We start from the raw sequence: 19536 nt of genomic DNA on the forward strand, positions 1-19536 counted from the left end.
TCTTAACGCAATGACGCAGCGAGAGCATCATGGGGAAACAAGACACGGATGGGGTGGGTGGGTCGTGCGGATACGAGTCGCGGTGGCGGCGGTGGGGTGCGCGGCGATGCTCGCGGGCTGCGGCGGTCCCTCCGACGGAGAAGGGGCGGCGGCCGACGACAAGAAGAGCCCCGACCCCGTCTCCATGGCGAACAAGGGCGCGACGCCCCTGGTCCCCGTCCCGCGCGGTGACGGCAGCAGCACGCCGGACGACTTCAACGGCGACGGCCTGCGGGACCTCGTCCTCGACGACCTCGTGCACGAAGGGCAGGGCGACGACGCGGGCATCGGCATCGCGTACGGCACCCGGAAGGGCTCCGCGCGCGGCATCGACGCCGGGGCCCGCCGACTGCTCAGCGCCCGCAAGAACGGCGCCGCCACCAAGGGGCAGCTGCCGGCGGCCTTCGACTCGGCCGCGAGCTGCGACCTGAACAAGGACGGCTTCACCGATCTGGTCGTCGCCACGGACCCCCCGTACAACGGCATCGGCCGCCCGCCCGTCCCGCTGCAGATCCTCTTCGGCTCCCCCACCGGCCTCGGCGGCAAGGCGGTCAAGCTGACCGTGCCGGGCGCGGCCCGCGACGGGAACGAGTGGTCCGACCAGCCCGTCTGCGGCGACTTCGACGGCGACAAGGCCGCCGACCTGGTGGTGCACGCGAGCAACGCCCAGATCAGCTTCCTGCGCGGCCCCTTCTCCAAGAAGGGCGCCCCCCGCTCCGGCAAGCTCCTCAAGGCGCCCGGCACCGTGCTGCGCGGCCCCGCCCTCGACGTCGACCGCGACGGCTACGACGACCTGGTCGTGTACGCGGGCGGCGGCACCGCGAAGTCCTCCCTCGTCCTCGGCGGCCCGACCGGCCCCGCGCAGACCGGCGTGGTCTTCCCGGCCGGGGACCAGCTGGCCCTCGGCCGGTTCGGCAAGGGCAAGGGCATGGACGCCGCGATCGGCACCGGGAGCGGGCTCGCCCTGCGCTATGACGTGCCGGGGACGGCGCGGGCGACGCTGAAGGGGTCGAGCACCGGGCTGCGGGCCGGCGACTTCGACGGGGACGGGCTGAGCGAACTCGTCGTCGTCGCCCAGGAGTTGAAGGTCTACAAGGGGCGTACGCAGGGTCTGTCGGCGGCGGCACCGGTGAAGCTGCCGGCCGGGCTGACCGCCGCCCGGGTCGTCGAGGTCGCCGACCTGAACGGGGACGAGCGGGACGACCTGGTGGTCCAGCTGAGCGAGGGCGAGGGCAAGGACCGGGTCGCGGTGTATCCGGGGACGAAGGACGGGATCGCGCCGAAGGCCGAAGTCACCTTCTCCACAGCCGTGTTCGCCAAGGCCTCCTCGTAGTTCACGTTTTGGGCAGTTCACTTTTTGGCCGTGCACATACAACCTTCCGGCCACCCCGGAGGTCGGAGTGCCGAAGGCCGGAGCCCCACGCTCCCCTTCGTCCGTCCGCCGTCGTCCGTCCGCTCTTCTTTCATCCGCTTTCCTTCCGTCCGTCCGAGACTGGAGCACTGCTTTGCGCGTACGCAACCTCGCCATAGCCGCAGCCGTGGTGACCGCCGCGGCCACCGGCCTGACCCTGCAGCTCGCCCCCACCGCGAGCGCGGTCGAGGCGAAGCCGAACGACTTCAACGGCGACGGCGTCGGCGACGACGTCGTCGCCACCCCGAACGCCGTGGTCGGCGGCAAGGACAAGGCGGGCCAGGTGACCGTGAGTTATGGATCGGCGACCGGCGTCCGCCCGTCCAACTCCCTGACCCTCAGCCAGGCTTCACCCCAGGTCCCGGGAGCAGCCGAGGCGGGCGACCGGTTCGGCGCCGACTTCGCGACGGGCGACCTCGACGGGGACGGCTACGCCGACCTCGCGGTGTCCGCGCCGGGCGAGGTGCTCGACGGCACCGCCAACACCGGGTCGGTCACCGTACTGTGGGGCGGCCCCAACGGCCTTTCGTACGGCGGGACTTCGACCACCAGCCCGATCGACACCTCCGCACCGGCCGGCGAGCACGACCTGGAATTCGGCGCCCAGGTGGCCATCGCCGACATGGACGGCGACGGCAGCGCCCAGCTCGTCTCGCTCGCCAGCGGCCGGCTGTACTGGTACGGCGACGGATTCAGCCGTACGACCCCGTCCAAGGCGATCGAGGTGACGTACGGCCCGTACATGGAGCCCTGGTTCAGCTCCTTCTCGGACCTGACCGTCGGCGACTACACCAAGTCCGGCAGCGCGAGCATCATCGTCACCGGCAACCAGGAGTGCGGCGAGGAGGGCGAGGACAGCTGCGCGTGGCTCGGGTACGCGGCCGGCGGGCCCGGCGGCGTCGAGTTCACCAAGGACCTCGGGGGCGAGACCTACAGCACCGACTCCTCGATCGTCGCGAGCGGTGACATCAACAAGGACGGCTATGCCGACCTGGTCACCGGCGGCAAGAACGTCAACAGCGGTGCCGGCCGCATCCAGGTCCGCTACGGCAGCGCGAACGGGCCCGGCGCACCGGTCTCCTTCGACCAGAACACCGCGGGCGTCCCCGGCGCCAACGAGGCCGGTGACGCCTTCGGCGCCTCCGTCTCGGTCGGCGATGTCACCGGCGACGGCTATGCCGACGTCGCGGTCGGCGTGCCCGACGAGACCGTCGACGGCATCGCGAAGACCGGCGAGATCGTGCTGCTCAAGGGCTCCTCGCGCGGCCTGACCGGCACCGGGGCGCAGGCCTTCCACCAGTCCACCGCCGGGGTCCCGGGCGCCGCCGAGAAGAACGACCACTTCGGCTCGGACGTACGCACCGGCGACGTCAACGGCGACGGCAAGGCGGACGTCACGGTCGCCGCGGCCGGCGAGGACGTCGTCGCCGGGTCCACGGGCGACGGCGCCGACTGGGTGCTGCGCGGCTCGTCTTCCGGGCTCACCACGAGCGGGGCCACGTCGTTCAGCGCGCCGGACTTCGGGCTCACCTATGTGAACCGCGCCTTCGGGTCCGTGCTGAACGACTGACCCGGATCCCCCCCCACGATCCGGCAACCCGGCAACTCAACGATCCGGCGATCCGGCGATCCGCCAATCCCCCCATGCAGAAGGACAGTTCATGCCCGTACGTCGTCCCCGCCGCCACCTGACCGCAGCCCTGAGCTGCACCGCCCTGCTGCTCACCGGCTGTGGCTCGGGCGGCGGCGGGGACGACGACGCGAAACTGCCGCCCGCCCCGCCCGCCTCGGGCAAACCGGCCGACGAGCCGGACCCCGCGGACTTCAACGGTGACGGCTACGACGACTACATGTCGTTGCTCGAGCCCCACAGCAAGGACAAGGAGAAGGGCACCAGCACGCTGGTCGTGGTCTACGGCTCGGCCAAGGGGCTGCGCCCCGAAACGGTCACGCGCATCTCGGCCGGGAGCACCAACTACGCCTGGTTCGGCGATCTTTCGCGTACGGACCTCGACGGCGACGGCTTCACCGATCTGGTCGGCACGCGCGGCGCGGACCAGACCGGCACGCCCTTCGTCGCGTACGGCGGTGCGCGCGGCCTCGGCAAGCCCGCCGCCCTGCCTGGGCTCCCCAAAGGCTTCCTCCCGCTGGCCGCCGGCGACTTCGACGGCGACGGCTCCACCGATCTGATCGACGGCGGCCGGGGCGGCAGCGGCGACCCCGACGAGCTGCCCGGACACCGGGGCGGACGGCTGCTGTCCGGGCCGATCGAGCGCTCCGGCAAGTTCGCCCGCGAGGCCGAACTCGACCTGGGCCAGCACGGATACGCCAGCCCGCAGACCGCCACCACGGGCGACTTCGACGCAGACGGCCGTACCGACGTGATCTTCACGTACAGCTATGACGCCGAGGAGGACGAGTCCGCGCCCGACGACCTGCGGTCCGTCGCTCACTACCGGGGCTCGCCCGAGGGCCTGGTCGACGGCGGCACGACCACGCCCGACCTCGAAGCCCTGCTCGGCACCCAGGACGGGCCGCGCACGCCCCACACCGGGGACATGGACGGCGACGGCATCGACGACCTGCTGGCCTCCGGCTCCGGCGCGCATCTGAACACCTCGCGGATCACGGTCGTGTACGGCGCCAAGTCGGGCCTGGGCAAGGGGAAGGCGGCCAAGGAGCTCGCGGAGAAGGGCACCTACTGGGGCGTCGGCCCGCGGGCCGGCGATGTGAACGGCGACAAGGTGCCCGATCTGGTGACCGGCCGCGAGGGCTTCCACCTGATCGACACGGACCGGATCATCCTGATTCCCGGCGGATCCCAGGGACCCGACCGGAACCGGGAGCAGGAGATCTACGGCGACGACCCGGGCATCGAGTCCAAGATCCCGCTGAAGTCGGAATTCGGCGTCTCCGACCTGCTCGACGTGAACGGGGACGGAAAGCAGGACGTGATCGCGTACTCGGAGTACGACTACAAGGGCCGGGGCGCGTTCCTGGTGCTGCCCGGGTCGGCGGACGGGCTCGACGTCAAGCACGCGCACCGCTTCACACCGGAGGACCTGGGGGTCCAACTCCGTTTGAAGTAGACCGCGTTCACCCGGGGGCCACTTTCGCACAACCCTTCGTACGCCTCACGAGTCACACCCCCCGGAAGCCTTACCCCCCTCATTTCGATTTCCGGGAGACCCACGTGCGTGTACGAACCCTCGCTGCCACAGCGGCCGTTGCGGCCCTGACCGCGGCCGGGCTGACCCTGCCGTTCGCCGGGAGCGCCGCCGCGGTCACGGCTCCGCCGCGGTTCGACTTCAACGGCGACGGATACGCGGACATCGCGGTCGGCATGCCGAACGCCACGGTGAACGGCAAGGCCAAGGCCGGCTACATCAGCGTGATCTGGGGCGGCAACCAGAGCCCGAGCCAGTCCACCGGCGAAATCAGCCAGGCCGACGCCGGCATACCCGGCACCCCCGAGGCGGGCGACCGCTTCGGCTCCGCCCTGACCCCCGCCGACGTGGACGGCGACGGGCGCACCGAGCTCATCGTCGGCGCCGGCGGCGAGTCGCTCACCTCCGAGCAGCTCCAGGACGAGGGCACCATCACCGTCCTGTCGATCACGCCGGGGCTCGACTTCCAGGGCACCACCGTGGCCAGGGGCTCGGGCGAGTTCAGCAAGATCGGCAACACCCTCGCCGCGGGCGACTACGACGGCGACGGCGACACCGACCTCGCGTACGGCGAGAGCGGCGAGGAGCGGGGCTCGCTCCGGTTCCGCCCGGGTCCGCTCACCGCCGACCCGGTGGCCCCCACCACTGTGCGCCAGTACGGCATGGGCGGCGCCACCAAGGACCTGGCCACCGGCGACTTCGACGGCGACGGCCGGGACGACCTCGCCACCACCTGGGCGGCCATGGAGGACTCCGGCACGTTCATCACGCGCTGGGGCCAGGCCGGGCCCGCCCAGTGGTGGTCCACCGGTGACTTCGGCAGCGCGCTCGCCGTCGAGGACTTCGACCAGGACGGCACGGACGACCTCGCGGTCGGCCTCGTACATCCCCCCTTCGAGTCGGACGACCGGCATTGCACGGACCTGCTCGGCGGCACCGCGCTCGTACTCAACGGCTCGAAGTCCGCGCCCTTCGGCACCGAGTACGAGTGCTTCACCCAGTCGAGCCCGGAGGTCGGCGGCACCGCCGAGGAGGGCGACGACTTCGGCGCCGCGCTCAGCGCGGGCGACCTGAACGGCGACGACCGCCCGGAGCTGGTGGTCGGCGTGCCCGGCGAGGACGTCGGCACCGTGAAGAACGCGGGCGGCTACGTCACCCTGAACGGCACGGAGCACGGCCTGTACGGCGGTCTGGCCCGCAGCCAGAGCACCGTGAACATGCCCGGCACGGCCGAGGCCGGCGACCGCTTCGGCGCCCAGGTGACCGTCGGCGACTTCAACAAGGACGGGCTGTGGGACACGGGCGTGAGCGCCCCCGGCGAGAACGCCGGTGACCCCAAGTCGGGTGGCGTCTGGTTCGCGCCGAGCAGCACCGAGGAGACGTACCCGCTGGGCAAGTCGCTGACGCCGTTCGGCTTCGCGCTGCCGAACGGTGCCCTCAAGTACGGCGAGGTGCTGGGGCTCTAGGCACGGGCTCTAGGCACGGCCCCCGCGCACCCCACGTCCCGCGGACCCACCTCCCCCCCCACATGAACTCCCTTTCCATCCAGGCGATTTGGAGAACTTGTGCGCAGAAAGAGACTCTCGGCCGCCCTGCTCGGCGCCGCCACCGCGCTCGCGGCGGCCGGGCTCGCCACGACGGCGGGCGCCGCGTCGGCGGCGACCGTCCAGGGGCCCGACTTCAACGGGGACGGGTACGCGGACGCCGTGGTCGGGGTGGGTGCCGGGTACGTCGACGGGAAGAAGTCCGCGGGGTTCATCCACGTGCTCTACGGGAGCGAGAGCGGGCTCGGCACCAGTTACGTCAAGTACACCCAGGAGAGCCTGGGCGTCCCCGGGAACAGTGAGGCGGGCGACCAGTTCGGCAGCACCGTCGCGACGGCCGACGTGGACGGCGACGGCCTGACCGACGTGGTCGTCGGGGCTCCGGGCGAGACGGTCGGCGACGGCACCGCGGGCAAGCACCACGGCTCGGTGGTCGTCCTGTACGGCGGCGGGCGAGCGGGCGGCTACCTCGGGCGGGGCAAGACGATCGCCCAGGGACCCGCGGGCAGCGGCACCGGAGCCTCGCTCGCCGTGGGCGACTTCACCCGGGACGGCGCCGTCGACGTGGCGGTGGGCGCGACCCAGGGGGAGTTCGGCAAGATCTCGCTGCGGCCCGGCCCCCTCACCGAGGACAAGCCGCTGACGCAGCTGCTCGAGACCGGCATGACGGTCAAGCTGGCGGCGGGCGACTTCGACGGGGACGGCAACACCGACCTGGTGACCGCGTCGGACGTCCTCGACCAACCCGACCGCACTGCCCTGTGGCGCTGGAACGGCTCGGCCCTGCAGGAGTACTGGAAGCACCCGGCCATCGGCACCTCCATGGCCGTGGGCGACTTCGACGGCAACGGCGTGGACGACCTGGCGCTCGGATACTGCACGGACATGTCCGGCGATCGCGTCGAGGGCGACTGCGGCCCCGACGCACCGGCCAAGGGCGGCAAGGTGCGGGTCGTCTACGGAGGCGGGGGCGCCGACGGCTTCGGCACCCGCAGCCACACCTTCAGCCAGGACACCCCGGGCGTCGCGGGTACGGCCGAGGACGGCGACGCCTTCGGGGTCAAGCTGGCCGCGGGCGAGCTCACCGGGGACGGCAGGGACGACCTGGTGGTCGGAGCGCCCGGCGAGGCGATCGGCACGGCGCGGTGGGCGGGTTCGGCGACCGTGCTGACCTCGGGCCCGGACGGCGTGCTCGACGCCTCGGGGGCCGCCAAGTCGGTGGCCTGGCACCAGAACTCCACCGGGGTCCCGGGGACGGCGGAGACCCTCGACTCGTTCGGCTCGGCTGTGGCCGTCGCGGACTACGACGGCGACGGTGACGGGGACATCACGGTCGGCGCCGACGACGAGAACAGCCAGGAGTGGGAGGAGACCCTCAGCACGGGAGGTGTCTGGACCCTGCCGAACGGCGCCGGGACGGGCTCCAAGGCACTGACGCCGCGGCTGTTCGGGCTGCGCGGAGCGATGAATTACGGGCAGGTGCTCGGGCACTGAGCCCGGTCCTTGCTGCTGTCTGCGGCGCTGCTCTACGCGGCGCGGCCGTTGCGGGATCGCAAGGGCCGCGCCGCAAGCATGTGGGCGTACGGGCATGGGCGTACGGGCATGGGCGTACGCGCATATCAGGCACAGGCCTCAACCGGAACAAACTGACCATCCCTATCCGGCAATTGACGAACCGGGACACGGTCACCGCGGCTTCACACCTCCCGCAAAAATTCTCCGCAACCCCATACAACCCTCGACCCCCATCGAGGGTCTCCTGATCGCCAACTGCCCAGTGGCCCCTAGGACAACTCCAGGTAAACACGGGCAACAGGCACCCATCGACTTCGGATGCCCGCCAGGTGTCCGCCCGTATGCCGCAGGAGATCCCACATGGCGAAGCACAAGCGCATCCCGGCACCGTCCCCGAGCCGGATACGGCTGGCCGCTGCCACGGCCGCCGCTGCCGCCCTCACCGGCGGACTGGTCAGCGCGGCCGCGAGCAGCGCCGTCGCCGCCGAGGCCCCCGACACGGACGGCGCCGACTTCAACGGCGACGGCTTCACCGACGCGGCCGTCTCGGCCCCCACCGCGTACGTGAACGGCCAGAAGGGCGCGGGTGCGATCACCGCGATCTACGGCGGTGCCACCAGCACCCACAAGGTCACCTTCAGCCAGAACAGCGCCGGTGTGCCCGGCACGGCCGAGGCCATCGACAACTTCGGTTACGACTCCGCGTACGGCGACTTCGACGACGACGGCTTCGACGACCTCGCGGTCGGCACCCCCGGCGAGGACGTCGGCACCGACAAGGACGGCGGCTCCGTCACCATCCTGTGGGGCTCCGCCGGCGGCCTGAAGGGCGGCACCACCCTCAAGGACCCGCGTCCCACCAAGCACGACCTCTGGGGCGGCCCGGTCGAGGCCGGCGACTTCGACGGCGACGGCAAGGACGACCTGGCCGTCGGCTCCCGCTCGGGCGCCGCCACGATCGACCTCTTCGACGACGGCATCCAGCGCAACGGCAGCTACGGCCACCGCTACACGGTGACCCCGCCGATCACCAACTACGAGTACGAGGGCCCGCTCAACCTGCACTCGGGCGACGTCAACGGCGACGGCAAGGACGACCTGATCGTCGACGGCTTCTCCACCACCCCGGACGGCGAGAACAGCAACTACTGGCTGCCCGGCAGCGACGCGGGCGTCACCCTGACCGGTGTGCAGCGCCTGCCCGGCGGCCACATCACCGACGTCGGCGACACCGACAACGACGGCTACGGCGACATCGTCATCGGCATGGTCTGGGACGAGGGCATCGCCGGCGCCAACCTCGGCGGCACCGTGCACGTCGTGAAGGGCAACGCCAACGGCCCGTACGGCGCCCACCAGGCCATCACGCAGGACTCGGAGGGCGTCCCCGGCGGCGGCGAGACCGGCGACGGCTTCGGCCAGGAGCTGGAGCTCGGCGACGTCAACGGCGACGGCAACCTCGACCTGGTCGTCGGCGCGCCGGGCGAGAACCTCGCCGGTGTCGCGGACGCGGGTTCGGTCACCGTCCTGTACGGCGCCGCGGACGGCTCCGGCATCACGACGGCCGGCGCGAAGTTCCTCGACCAGAACACCGCGGGCGTCCCCAACTCCAACGAGAAGCTGGACCAGTTCGGCTCCGACGTCCACCTCGACGACCTGGACAAGGACGGCCGCGACGACCTCCTGATCGGCGCGTCGGGCGAGAACGAGTACAACGGCGCGGTCTACGCCCTGAAGTCCAACGCCGACGACACCCTGACCGCGCCCGGCGGCCTCTACCCGTCGGCAGTCGGCATCTCGACGACGGGCACCCCGCAGTTCGGCGTCAACTTCACGGACTGACCCGACCCCACCCACCGCCCATGAACGGCCGGGCCCCGCTCCGCACCCCCGGGGAGCTGGGCCCGGCACCTTTTCCTCACCCCGGAGTTCCCTTTGCGCAAGCGCGCCCTGCTGCTCACCGCTGCCCTGTCGGGCGGCCTGCTGTCCCTCACCTCGCCCGCTTCGGCGGCTCCTTCGGGGCTGCAGGGGGACTTCAACGGGGACGGCTACCGCGATGTGGCCTTCGCCGCGCCCTACGCCAATGTCGCCGGCAAGGGCATGGCGGGATACGTCGCCGTCGTCTACGGCGGTGCGACGGGCCTGGACCCGGCCAAGCGCACCGTGATCAACCAGAGTTCGGCGGGGATACCCGGCACCCCGGAGGCCGAGGACGTCTTCGGCGATGCCCTCGCCGTGGCCGACTTCAACGGCGACAAGTACGCGGACCTAGCCGTCGGCGCCTCCGGTGAGGCCATCGGCACGGAGGACAACGCGGGCAGCGTCACCATCGTGTGGGGCGGCGCTGCCGGGCTCTCGGGCGGTACGACGGTCAAGGACCCGGCGACTTCGCAGCACAGCGAGTTCGGCCGGGTGCTTGCCGCGGGCGACTTCGACGGGGACGGCAAGCCCGACCTGGCCGCCGGTACCTCCGAAGGGCACGCCTACGTCGTCAAGGGCGGCTTCACCAAGTCCGGCTCCACCGGCGCCGCCCAGAAGGTCGTCATGCCCGACGAGGTGAAGTACGGCATCGACGCCATCGCGGCCGGCGACACCAACGGCGACAAGAAGGCCGACCTCGTCCTCACCTATCGCACCTCCACCCAGGACTTCGAGGACTGGTCGAAGGGAGTCGCCTTCCTCGGCACCTCGTCCGGCCTGGAGACCGCCGTGCCCCGCCCGCTGAACGGCGGCACCTCACTCGCCCTCGGCGACATCGACGGCGACGGCTACGACGAGATCGCCATCGGCAACGTATTCGCCAAGGAGGACGACCACACCGGCACCCTCGGCGGCAGGGTCGTCGTGATCCGCGGCTCGCAGGGCGGCCCGATCAACGGCGACATCCCCATGGCCACGCTCACCCAGGACAGCAACGGCGTCCCCGGCACGGACGAGAAGGGCGACGGATTCGGAAACGCCGTGTCCATCGCCGACACCGACAAGGACGGCTACGCGGAGCTCGCCATCGGTGTCGTCTTCGAGGACATCGGCACGGCCGAGGACACCGGCTCCGTCATCGTGATGCGCGGCTCGGCCGAAGGCGTCGCGCGGACCGGTGCGCTCTCCCTCAACCAGTCCACCGCCGGGGTCCCCGGGGCCGCTGAGTCGATGGACTACTTCGGTTCCGACGTGCTGCTCTCCGACGTGACGAAGGACGGCCGCGCCGACCTCACCACGGCGGCCGGCTTCGAGAACGAGGGCGCCGGAGCCGTCTGGGCCCTGCGCTCGACGACCACGGGCGTCAGCACCACCGGCGCCAAGAGCTTCGGCCCGAGCGCCTTCAACCTGCCCACGAAGTACGGCGCGTTCGGCTCCGGCCTCACCGGCTGACCTTCCGACCGAAGGGCTCGGCCAACCACTCGGCACGGGCCCTTCCCCGCCCCCACCTTCAGGACTTCCCCATGCGCATGAGAACCCGCACAGCCATCGCCGCACTCCTCACCGCGGGCCTGGTCCCGCTCTCCGGGACGGCCCCGGCCTCCGCGGCCCCCGCCAAGCACGCGGACGACTTCAACGGCGACGGCTACCGGGACTACGTCCACACCTGGTGGGGCGGATCCGCGGGCGGCGGGCTCCGGGTCACCTTCGGCACCGCCAACGGGCCCGGGACGGCAACCCAGTTGATCGACCAGGGCAGCCCCGGCGTCCCCGGCGCCGACGAGACCGACGACATGTTCGGCGAGGTCAGGGCCGCCGCCGACTTCGACCGGGACGGGTACGGCGACCTCGCGGTGGCAGCGCTCGGCGAAGACGTCGACGGCCGCGAGGACCAGGGCGCGGTCACCATCCTGTGGGGCTCGGCCTCCGGCCTGTCCGGCGGTACGTCCGTGCCCAACAAGGGCGCCAAGCAATCGTTCGGGCACTTCGGCCAGGACCTGGCCACCGGCGACTTCAACGGTGACGGCAAGCCGGACCTGGCCGCCGTAAGCGCGTCCAAGGCGTACGTCTACCGGGGCACCCTGACCCGCTCCGGCACGACCGGCTCGGTCACCACGCTCGACAAGACCTCCTTCAACGCCGAGGCGCTGATCGCGGGCAAGGTGACGAAGGACTCGGCGACCGATCTGGTCATCATCGGGGAGGTCGTCTCACCCGGAGTGCGGGCCGCCGACGCCTGGTTCATCAAGGGCGGCTCCACGCTCACCTCCGGCAAGACGCTGCGCGTCAACAAGTCCGCCACCGAGGGCGGAGACGGCCTGGTCGCCGACTTCGACAAGGACGGATACGGCGACATCGCGATCGGCAACGGGGCCGACGCGAAGCACAAGGGCGCCGTGAGCATCTGGCGCGGCGGCTCCACCGGCCCCGGCACCAGCACCCGCCTCACCCAGGCCTCGTCCGGCGTCGCGGGCACGCCCGAGGCCGAGGACAACTTCGGCGCCGACCTCTCCGCCGGGGACACCAACGGCGACGGCTACCCCGACCTCGCGGTCGGCGCGTACGGCGAGGCCGTCGACGGCAGCGACTACGCGGGTGGCGTGCACATCCTGCGCGGCGGCTCCGGCGGCGTGACCGGCACCGCCTCCCAGTGGTTCGCCCGCAACAGCCCCGGCATCCCCGGCGCCCTGGACATGGACGACTACTTCGGCGCGACCGTCCGCCTCCGCGACACCGACCGCGACGGATTCGCCGACCTGTACGTCACCGGCACCGTCGGCTCACTGCGCCTGTCGGGCTCGTCGTCTGGCATCACGACGGCCGGGGCGACCGCGGTGGACACCGAACTGGTGGGCGGGTTCCTCCAGTAGGTGCCCGTACGGGGCAGTAGGGAGCACCCCCTAGGGGTTGTCACAGCTCAGCCGCAAACCCCCGCCAAATCGCCCACCCGTCCACCGGGCACAGCCGAACCAGGTACGTTCGAATGCGTGGCTGGATTCAGGATCGGACGCGGCCGGGACAACCGCTCGACGGGGCCCCGCCCCCAACAACAACCGCAGCAGCCGTACGGCGGCCAGGGACCGGCGCCGTACGGCGGGCCTCCCGCGCCCCCGTACCCAGGGCAGGGCGGTGGCCAGGGCTACCCGCAGCAGCAGTGGCCCCAGGCCGGCGGGCATGGTGGACACGGCGGTCATGGCGGGCACGGCGGTCATGGCGGGCACGGTGAGCCCGAGTACTTCGATCAGGGTCACCAGGGCGGCCACGGCGGGGGCTACCCGCCGAACGACCCGTACGCCCCGAACAACAACCCCGGTCACACCCAGGCCTTCTCCATCGGCGAGGACCCGTACAACCAGGGCCAGACCTACCAGGCGGGCGCCGCGCCGGCCGGTCCGATCGGGCCCCGGCTGCACTGGAAGCAGCTGATCAGCGGGATCTTCAGCCGCCCCGGCCCGACCTTCCTCCAGATGCGCGACTACACGCTCTGGGGCCCGGCCCTGATCATCACGTTCCTCTACGGCGCACTCGCGGTCTTCGGCTTCGACGGCGCCCGCGAGGACGCGATCAACGCCACACTCTCCACGAGCATCCCGATCGTCCTGACCACGGGCGTCGCGATCACCATCAGCATGCTCGTGCTCGGCGTGGTCACCCACACCCTGGCCCGCCAGATGGGCGGCGACGGCGCCTGGCAGCCGACGGTCGGCCTCTCCATGCTGATCGCGTCCCTCACGGACGCGCCGCGCCTGGTCTTCGCGATGTTCCTCGGCGGCGACAACTCGCTCGTCCAGGTCCTCGGCTGGGCCACCTGGCTCCTCGCGGGCTTCCTGCTGACGACGATGGTCAGCAAGTCCCACGACCTGCCCTGGCCCAAGGCCCTCGGCGCCTCCGCGATCCAGCTGATCGCGCTGCTCTCGATCATCAAGCTGGGCACGTTCTAGCCCAGTTGCTGCTTTCTGTTCCTGTACGTGGAGGGGCCCGGCGGAAATTTTCCGCCGGGCCCCTCCACGTACAGGTCGAAAATCCGCCGTCAGGCGTCCAGCACCTGGCCCGCCCGCTTCACCACGGGCGCTTCGACGCTCCACGGGAAGTTGATCCACTCATCCGTGCGCTTCCACACGTACTCGCACTTCACCAGGGAGTGCGACTTCTCATAGATCACCGCGCTGCGGACCTCGGCCACCTCGTCCAGGCAGAAGTCGTGGACCAGCTTCAGCGTCTTGCCGGTGTCGGCGACGTCGTCCGCGATCAGGACCTTCTTGTTGGAGAAGTCGATCGCGTTCGGGACGGGCGCCAGCATGACCGGCATTTCGAGCGTCGTGCCGACGCCCGTGTAGAACTCCACGTTCACCAGGTGGATGTTCTTGCAGTCCAGGGCGTACGCCAGGCCGCCCGCCACGAAGACGCCGCCGCGCGCGATGCTCAGGATGATGTCGGGCTGGTAGCCGTCGTCCGCGATGGTCTGCGCCAGCTCGCGCACGGCCGTCCCGAACTTCTCGTACGTGAGGTTCTCGCGCACCTCTCCTCCTCCGCCCGCCATCAGACCTGGGTCCGGTGGAAGTTGAGGAACGAGCGCGAGGCCGTCGGGCCGCGCTGGCCCTGGTAGCGGGAGCCGTAGCGCTCGCTGCCGTACGGGTGCTCGGCGGGTGAGCTCAGCCGGAACATGCAGAGCTGGCCGATCTTCATGCCCGGCCAGAGCTTGATCGGGAGCGTCGCGAGGTTGGAGAGCTCCAGGGTCACGTGGCCCGAGAAGCCGGGGTCGATGAACCCGGCCGTGGAGTGCGTGACCAGCCCGAGGCGGCCGAGGCTGGACTTGCCCTCGAGGCGGCTCGCGAGGTCGTCGGGGAGCGTGATGACCTCGTACGTCGAGGCCAGCACGAACTCGCCGGGGTGCAGGATGAAGGGCTCGTCGCCCTCCGGCTCCACCGTGCGCGTCAGGTCGGCCTGCTCGACGGCAGGGTCGATGTGGGGGTAGCGGTGGTTCTCGAACACCCGGAAGTAGCGGTCCAGCCGCACATCGATGCTCGAGGGCTGCACCATGGATTCGTCGTACGGGTCGATCCGGACCCGTCCGGCGTCGATCTCGGCCCGGATGTCCTTGTCTGAGAGAAGCACGCCCCGAGGATACGCAGAGCGCGCGGGCCCGCCCCAATCGGACGGTCCCGCGCGCCAGGTGTTCGGCCTTCGGCCTGCCTCAGTTCCGCGCGGTCGCTACCGGCACGGCATGCCGCAACCGGGCACAGCGCGGGCAGCGGATGAGCCGGCCCGGACCGAGCCGGTCGGCCTTCTGCATCGGAAACGAAGCGGTGCTGAACACGTGCCCCTCGGCACAACGGACGACGGTGCGCTCCATCAAGTCCTCGGATCCCTTCCCCACTACCAGTGAAAGACGAAACCTCACATTACGGGATGAAAGGGACGCAGTTCCAGGCGCCGCTCCGGTCGCCAACCGTACGCCTCAACTCCCCGCCCCCGCAGCCCCATCCATGCTCCGGACAGCACAAAGGCCCCCAAGCCGAATGCGTCGGGGGCCTGCCATGAGGTAGTGTGTGTCGCGATGCGCCGGGCAGCGTTCCGACGTCTCGCGAGTGTAGTTTAATGGTAGAACATGAGCTTCCCAAGCTTATAGCGCGGGTTCGATTCCCGTCACTCGCTCCATGATCACCCAACCCCCAGGCCGTTGAGGCCGGGGGTTGTTTGTTGTCCGGACCGCATGAGGCGCCTTGGGCCAGATCCGTGCCCGTCGACTCGGGTTCCCCACTTCGAGTCACTCGGTGCGAAGGATGGTGACCGTGGGTCCAGGCAGGACCGTCGCTTCCTCCCCATCGTCGTACGTCACGACGTAGAGCTGTCTTCCTAATTCGCCGACGACTGCGGTGATCTCGCCTTCCCGGATGTCGCCTCCTCTGCTCTGGGCCCCTCTGGTCTTGACCCTGATGCGGTCTCCGACCTCTGCGCGCATACCTCGCCCTCCCACGCCCGCCGCCCTGTCACTGTTGTAGGCGGCGCCGAGCAGCTTGGCCAGGGTTCGGGTTGTTTTGTCGTGTGCTCGCCGACGCTGCCGGACCACAGGCCCGGCCCTAGGGCCTCACCCGGTGTCGGGTGCCGTGGCGGCCCAGGAGTTCTGCGAGGCCTCGGCGGGTGGCGACCAGGACGACGCGGTCCTGGGGGCCCAGGATGTATGCGGCGGGGAGGTCTCGGACCAGGCCCTTCTCCGTGTCGAGGGCGATCACGCGCCAGGCGCCGGGGCGGAAGGCCTCGGCGACCGTGTGACCGTCGAGTAGGGGGTGGCCCGCGACCGGGATCGCGGCGAAGAGCAGGACCTTGCGTTCGACCGGGATGGCGCCCAGGATCTGCCGGCCCATCATCGCGCCGGCGAAGGCGGGTGCGGCGAGCGTCGTGACGCTGCGGCTGCGGGTCCGGGCGCCGGGGTGGGCGGCGCGCAGGGTGCGGTAGACGGCGGTGGCGAACTCGTCGTCGTACAGCCGCAGCGCGACCCGGAGGTCGGGCTTCACCGAGCGGGCGTACAGGGCCGCTTCGAGGTTGGTGGTGTCGACGCTGGTGAGGGCGAGCAGGGCGTGGGCGCGCTTGATCTTCGCGGCTTCCAGGACGCCCTCGTCGGTGACGTCGCCGAGGACGACCGGGACCCGCAGGCTGCGGGCGAGCGGGATGCCGCGGGCCTCGGGGTCCTCCTCCACGCAGACCACGGGGATGTCGAGCTCCCGCAGCCGGGCCAGCACGCGGGTGCCGATCTTGCCGAGGCCGAGCAGGACGACATGGCCGGAGAGGCCGCGGGGCGGGCGGCGCAGGGCGGATGCGGAGCGGAACGTGCCGAGTGCTTCCAGGACCGCGGCCATCAGGACCGGGAGGACGAGCAACCCGGCAAGGCCGGAGAGGAGTTGGAGGATCTGGTGGCTCAGGGGGAGGCCGGTCGCCGGGTCGTTGATGGCGAAGAGGTCGAGGAGTGTGATGTACGCGGCGTGCAGGGGGTGGTCGCCGGTGATCAGGGCGGAGGCGATCGCCAGGCCGAGTACGCAGGCCACGAGGCCGGCCAGGGACCAGCGCAGGCGGCGGGAGAAGAGCTGGCCGAGCGGGGCGCCGCGGCCGGTGAGGCGGCCCTGTGGGCGGGTGCTGCCGGAGTAGGAGACGGCCTCCAGGACGAAGGCGCCACGGCTGGTGGCGGCGACCGCCTCGTCGTCGGGCAGGAGTCGGGGGCCGTCGGCGCCGCTGTGCTCCGAACCCTCCGTGCCCGCCGGGTCCTTGCTCGTCGACGAGAGCAGGGCGAGGGTGCACAGGCCGGGGCCCGCGATCCCGCCGTTGCGGGGCGGGGCCAGCTCGACCGCCTGCAGCATCAGCCCGCCGGCCATGACGACCTTGCTGGTCCCGGCGACCGCGGTGGCGGCGAGGGCCGGGGCGGCGGTGTCGGCGTCCGAGAGCACGGTGGTGGACGCGTCGAGTGCGGCCGCCGTATCGCTTCCATGGGACGCCAACGCGGCCGTCTGGTCGAGCAGTTGCTCCAGGTGCTGGCCGAGCTTGCGGTTGTAGAGGCGGATGACGAGGCGCAGGCGGGGGTTGAGGCGGCGGGCCGTGAGCGCGGCCCTGATGTTGGTCTCGTCCTCCCGGTGGACCAGGGCGAGGGCCGCCGCCTCCTCGATGCCGGCCGCGACGAGGATGTCGTCGGTGACCTCGGTCGCCTCCACGAAACGGACCGGGGCGGGGGTGTCGGGGTCGCCGGGCCCGGACCCGGACCCGGTGGGCCCGCCGCCGTTGCCATTTCCGTTCACGTGGGCGTTTCCGTTGCCCGCCGCGCGGCCCACCGCGGCCGAGACCCGGCCGAGCAGGGCGGTGGCCCGGGCCCGGCCCGTGAGCGGCGGCTGCGGCATGCGGCCGGCCGGGGGCAGGACCAGCGTCACCGACTCGCCGTAGACCTCCCGCAGTTCACCGGCCAGGCGCTGGGCCAGGGCGTCGTCGCCGCAGACGATCATGTGTCCCGGGCGCGCGGTGGGCGGCGGCGGGGACGGCTGTGGCGACTGTGGCGACTGCTGGGGTAGGGAGGTCACAAGGCGAAGACTGTCTCAGGACACCCACTGGTTCCAATCGCCGTGCGGGGCGGGGCACTTCGGCCGCCTTCCGCCCTGCGGGCGGTGTCCTCAAAACGCCGGACGGACTGATGAAGGACTGATGGAAGATGAAAGGTGTACCCAGCACCACCCCCACCACGGTGGCTGCCCGGCTGCTCGCCCGCACCCCCACTTCATACGGTTGTCTACATGCTGAAGCGGACCGCACACACAGCCATCGCCCTCTCGCTCGCCACCGTCGCCGCCGTGACCCTCACGGCCGGGTCCACGAGCTCCGCCGTCGCGGCGGACGGACAGCGCACCGATTCGCAGAAGGTCGTACGCACCGACAAGGGAGCCGTGCGTGGCACGGTCACCGATGCCGTACGCACCTTCGAAGGCATCCCCTACGCCGCCCCGCCCACCGGCGACCGCCGCTGGGCCCCGACCGCGCCGGCCGCGGGATGGCGTGGCGTGCGGGACGCCCGGGAGCCGGGTGCCGCCTGCCCGCAGACCGGGTTCGTCCCGCCCGTCGGGCCGTACTCCGACATCGAGGACTGCCTCTCCCTCAACGTCACCACACCGCGCACCACCTCGGCCGGGCCCCGCCCCGTGATGGTCTACCTGCACGGCGGCGACCACACCGACGGCTCGGGCGCCATGAACGGGGCCGCACGACTCGCCGCACAGGGTGACGTGGTCGTCGTGACGGTCAACTACCGCCTGGGGGCGCTGGGTTACCTCGCCCACCCCGACCTGGAGAAGAAGGGGCGCGGCGAGTCCGGCAACTACGGCTTCCTCGACCAGCAGGCCGCCCTGCGCTGGGTGCAGCGCAACGCGGCGGCCTTCGGCGGCGACCCCGGCAACGTCACGCTCTTCGGCGAGTCCGGCGGCGGCCACAGCACCTGCGCCCACCTGGTCGCCCCGTCGTCTGCGGGACTGTTCCACCGGGTCGTCACCCAGAGCGCGCCGTGCCTGGGCAAGGACGGCAAGCTCGACCGCGCCCACGCGCTGAAGCAGGGCGAGCAGACCGCCAGGGCCATCACGGAGAAGGTCGCGGGGCAGGGCAAGGACTGGCGCACCGCGGGCGCCAAGGACATGGTGAACCCCTTCGGCCAGGGCCCCGAGTACGCCCCCGTGTACGGCGGCAAGCTGCTGCCGCTCAAGCCCCAAGAGGCCTTCGCCACCGGGCAGTTCAACAAGGTCCCGGTTCTGCAGGGCATCAACCACGACGAGTCACGGGCCATGGTCTACGGCCAGGAGCTCTTCAAGCGGCAGCAGACGAACGACCCGGACGCGCAGATCAGCGAGGCCGAGTACCGGGCCGGCCTGGAGGCGGAGTTCGGGCCGGAGCGGGCTCCCGCGATCGCCGCCCGCTACCCGGTGAGCGCGTACGACGGCTCCCCCGCCCTGGCCCTCGCGGCGGCCCTGACCGACGGCACCTGGGCCCGCCACAGCGTCGAGACCGGGCGGGCGCTCGCCACCCAAGTACCCACGTACAGCTTCGAGTTCAATGACTCGGACACGCCCTGGTACCGGGACCACGCCGCCTACCCGAAGCCGTCCTTCGAGCCGGGTGCCGGGCACCTGTCCGAGCTGCCGTACCTCTTCGAGCTGGCCGAGTTCGAGAGCGTGCCCGACGGCCCGCACCGTGCGCTGAGCGACGCCATGATCCGCATCTGGACGGAGTTCGCCCGCACCGGCCGCGCCGACTGGAAGCCGACCACGCCGACGGCACCCAACGTCCAGTCCCTGGCCTCGGGCCCGGGCGGCATCCGCCCGGTGGACTTCGCGAAGGATCACCGGTACGAGTTCTGGAAGGCCCTCGGCGCATGACGACCGGCACGGCTCGTATGACGACCGGCACGGCTCGCATGACG

The 19536-nt window shown here is 71.4% G+C and carries 14 protein-coding genes and 1 tRNA gene; 11 read left to right on the forward strand and 4 right to left on the reverse strand.

The window, feature by feature from the left end; translation table 11 throughout:
* The first annotated feature begins 64 nt into the window (after positions 1-64).
* From OG430_RS24125 to OG430_RS24165, 9 genes are all read left to right on the forward strand, one after another.
* Positions 65-1372: an FG-GAP repeat domain-containing protein gene (locus OG430_RS24125; RefSeq protein WP_327354668.1), complete on the forward strand. Its 1308-nt coding sequence runs from the start codon at positions 65-67 to the stop codon at positions 1370-1372.
* Between the two features lie 172 nt (positions 1373-1544).
* On the forward strand, positions 1545-3020 hold the full coding sequence (locus OG430_RS24130; RefSeq protein ID WP_327354669.1) for an FG-GAP repeat protein: 1476 nt from the start codon (positions 1545-1547) through the stop codon (positions 3018-3020).
* Positions 3021-3111: 91 nt separating this feature from the next.
* A complete protein-coding gene (locus OG430_RS24135; RefSeq protein WP_327354670.1) occupies positions 3112-4539 on the forward strand; it encodes an FG-GAP repeat domain-containing protein in 1428 nt (475 codons plus the stop codon).
* Between the two features lie 104 nt (positions 4540-4643).
* Positions 4644-6083, forward strand: coding sequence for an FG-GAP and VCBS repeat-containing protein (locus tag OG430_RS24140; RefSeq protein WP_327354671.1), 1440 nt, complete (start codon positions 4644-4646; stop codon positions 6081-6083).
* Positions 6084-6182: 99 nt separating this feature from the next.
* Positions 6183-7655, forward strand: a complete 1473-nt coding sequence (locus OG430_RS24145; protein WP_327354672.1) for an FG-GAP-like repeat-containing protein — start codon at positions 6183-6185, stop codon at positions 7653-7655.
* A gap of 381 nt (positions 7656-8036) precedes the next feature.
* A complete protein-coding gene (locus OG430_RS24150) occupies positions 8037-9518 on the forward strand; it encodes an FG-GAP and VCBS repeat-containing protein (protein ID WP_327354673.1) in 1482 nt (493 codons plus the stop codon).
* A 93-nt stretch (positions 9519-9611) separates the two neighbouring features.
* Entirely contained in the window at positions 9612-11048 is a 1437-nt protein-coding gene (locus OG430_RS24155; protein ID WP_327354674.1) for an FG-GAP-like repeat-containing protein, read from the forward strand.
* Positions 11049-11119: 71 nt separating this feature from the next.
* The gene (locus OG430_RS24160) at positions 11120-12466 is read left to right on the forward strand and encodes an FG-GAP and VCBS repeat-containing protein (RefSeq protein ID WP_327354675.1); all 1347 of its coding nucleotides are present in this window, start codon (positions 11120-11122) and stop codon (positions 12464-12466) included.
* A 117-nt stretch (positions 12467-12583) separates the two neighbouring features.
* A complete protein-coding gene (locus OG430_RS24165) occupies positions 12584-13537 on the forward strand; it encodes a Yip1 family protein (protein ID WP_327354676.1) in 954 nt (317 codons plus the stop codon).
* An 89-nt stretch (positions 13538-13626) separates the two neighbouring features.
* Here the strand turns inward: OG430_RS24165 and OG430_RS24170 are convergent, their stop codons facing one another.
* Both OG430_RS24170 and dcd read right to left on the reverse strand, forming a co-directional pair.
* The gene (locus tag OG430_RS24170; RefSeq protein WP_327354677.1) at positions 13627-14136 is read right to left on the reverse strand and encodes a phosphoribosyltransferase; all 510 of its coding nucleotides are present in this window, start codon (positions 14134-14136) and stop codon (positions 13627-13629) included.
* Positions 14136-14711, reverse strand: coding sequence for a dCTP deaminase (gene dcd, locus OG430_RS24175; protein ID WP_327354678.1), 576 nt, complete (start codon positions 14709-14711; stop codon positions 14136-14138). Before dcd ends, OG430_RS24170 begins: the two co-directional genes overlap by 1 nt.
* Before the next feature lie 469 nt (positions 14712-15180).
* On the opposite strand from dcd, the gene OG430_RS24180 reads away from it, so the two are divergent.
* Positions 15181-15254, forward strand: a tRNA-Gly gene (locus tag OG430_RS24180).
* A gap of 109 nt (positions 15255-15363) precedes the next feature.
* Here the strand turns inward: OG430_RS24180 and OG430_RS24185 are convergent.
* Positions 15364-15558 carry a DUF1918 domain-containing protein gene (locus tag OG430_RS24185; protein ID WP_327354679.1) on the reverse strand — a complete coding sequence of 65 codons (195 nt, stop codon included), beginning with the start codon at positions 15556-15558 and terminating at the stop codon, positions 15364-15366.
* A gap of 118 nt (positions 15559-15676) precedes the next feature.
* A complete protein-coding gene (locus OG430_RS24190; RefSeq protein ID WP_327359203.1) occupies positions 15677-17581 on the reverse strand; it encodes a potassium channel family protein in 1905 nt (634 codons plus the stop codon).
* Positions 17582-17866: 285 nt separating this feature from the next.
* Between OG430_RS24190 and OG430_RS24195 the strand changes: the two genes are divergently transcribed.
* Positions 17867-19492: a carboxylesterase/lipase family protein gene (locus tag OG430_RS24195; protein ID WP_327354680.1), complete on the forward strand. Its 1626-nt coding sequence runs from the start codon at positions 17867-17869 to the stop codon at positions 19490-19492.
* Positions 19493-19536 lie beyond the last annotated feature (44 nt).

Origin of the sequence: Streptomyces sp. NBC_01304, from assembly GCF_035975855.1 — a bacterium.
GTDB lineage: Bacteria > Actinomycetota > Actinomycetes > Streptomycetales > Streptomycetaceae > Streptomyces.

What these genes read in the sequence shown, in the direction of transcription:
- OG430_RS24150 (WP_327354673.1), top strand. Translation starts at nt 8,037, where the DNA reads ATGGCGAAGCACAAGCGCATCCCGGCACCGTCCCCGAGCCGGATACGG.
- OG430_RS24190 (WP_327359203.1), bottom strand. Translation starts at nt 17,581, where the DNA reads ATGATCGTCTGCGGCGACGACGCCCTGGCCCAGCGCCTGGCCGGTGAA.
- OG430_RS24160 (WP_327354675.1), top strand. Translation starts at nt 11,120, where the DNA reads ATGCGCATGAGAACCCGCACAGCCATCGCCGCACTCCTCACCGCGGGC.
- OG430_RS24185 (WP_327354679.1), bottom strand. Translation starts at nt 15,558, where the DNA reads ATGCGCGCAGAGGTCGGAGACCGCATCAGGGTCAAGACCAGAGGGGCC.
- OG430_RS24195 (WP_327354680.1), top strand. Translation starts at nt 17,867, where the DNA reads ATGCTGAAGCGGACCGCACACACAGCCATCGCCCTCTCGCTCGCCACC.
- OG430_RS24135 (WP_327354670.1), top strand. Translation starts at nt 3,112, where the DNA reads ATGCCCGTACGTCGTCCCCGCCGCCACCTGACCGCAGCCCTGAGCTGC.
- OG430_RS24170 (WP_327354677.1), bottom strand. Translation starts at nt 14,136, where the DNA reads ATGGCGGGCGGAGGAGGAGAGGTGCGCGAGAACCTCACGTACGAGAAG.